The sequence below is a fragment of the Rhodococcus sp. MT28 genome (assembly GCF_058792695.1).
This window is the reverse complement of the sequence record NZ_JBXAFD010000066.1, coordinates 1-1,112: the sequence shown is the minus strand read 5'-3', so window position 1 is coordinate 1,112 and position 1,112 is coordinate 1. Positions and strand designations below refer to the sequence as shown.

The 1,112-nt window shown below is 61.3% G+C and carries 1 protein-coding gene; it reads right to left on the bottom strand.

Features of this window, described 5'->3' with window-relative positions:
- On the bottom strand, positions 1-1,003 hold a 1,003-nt coding region (locus tag AC1Q6C_RS33620), incomplete at its 3' end, for an IS481 family transposase (RefSeq protein WP_158646774.1).
- Positions 1,004-1,112: the final 109 nt, after the last annotated feature.

Sequence of the window (1,112 nt, the reverse complement as noted above, 5' to 3'; positions counted from 1 at the left end):
TGTATGAGGAACGGACGTTGGTGACGCGGTGCCGGCGGTAAGCGGCGGGCGGTCGTCCTCCGCGTGCTGAATGCGGTCGGTGATAATTGTAGTGAACGTTCCAGACTTCGACGGCGGTGCGCCGCTCAGCTTCGCTGGTGTATTCGCGGGAGTACAGCAGTTCTTCGGCGAGGATGCGGTTGTAGCGCTCGACCTTCCCGTTATGTTTCGGCGTGTACGGCCGGATGCGGTAGTGCCGCGCTTCGCGGAGTGAAGACGTGAAATCCGCTGCCCGATAGCACGATCCGTTGTCGGTGATCACGCGCTCGATCCGAGTGATGCCATGCGCGGCGAAGAAGATGCGGGCGTTGTTCATGAAATCGATGGCTGTTGCGGCGGTTTCGTTGTCTCTGGCTTCGGTGTACGCCAAACGGGTGTTGCCGTCGATCGCGGAATGCAGATAGGTGTAGCCGAGGCGAGTCTGCTTGTTCTTCGTTTTCCGCCGCTGGGATCGTTTGGCCTGCTCGGAACCACGGCCATGGGCACGCCATCCGCCGCCGTCGGGGATCTTCCCGACCTTTTTGACGTCGACGTGCACCATCTGACCGGGCCGTTTCGCGGCGATGACCTGGGGTTTTCGGTTGTTCTCGCCGTTCGGGTCGATGAACCGGCGACGGTGCAATCCCAGACCGCGCAGGATTTTCGTGACGGTCCTGCGAGCAATGACCGTTCCACCCATTCGGAGTTCGAACGTGATGCGCGCGGCCGACCATTTCCGGGTCCGTCGCATGAATTCGATCTCGGCCACGACGCCCGCCGCGGTGGCGGTGGGTTGGTGTTTCGGTGTGCTGGATCGGTCGTGTAGTCCCAGGTCGCCGTACTTGCGGTGACGGTTGACCCACTTCGAGGCGCATTGCCGAGAGATCCCCATTTCAGCAGCGACATGCGCTACCGGACGAGTTCGGCATCGTTCGACGAGACGCCGTCTTCCCTCCACTGTCAGCGGAGCATTACGGTGTGTCACAGGGCTGGTCCTTCTTGGTTGAGAACGGTTGTGTCGCAACTCCCATTCTCACGCCGAGGACCAGCCCGTCTACTTCAGTCCTGCGTCAGCAACGTCCATACCCGCAACA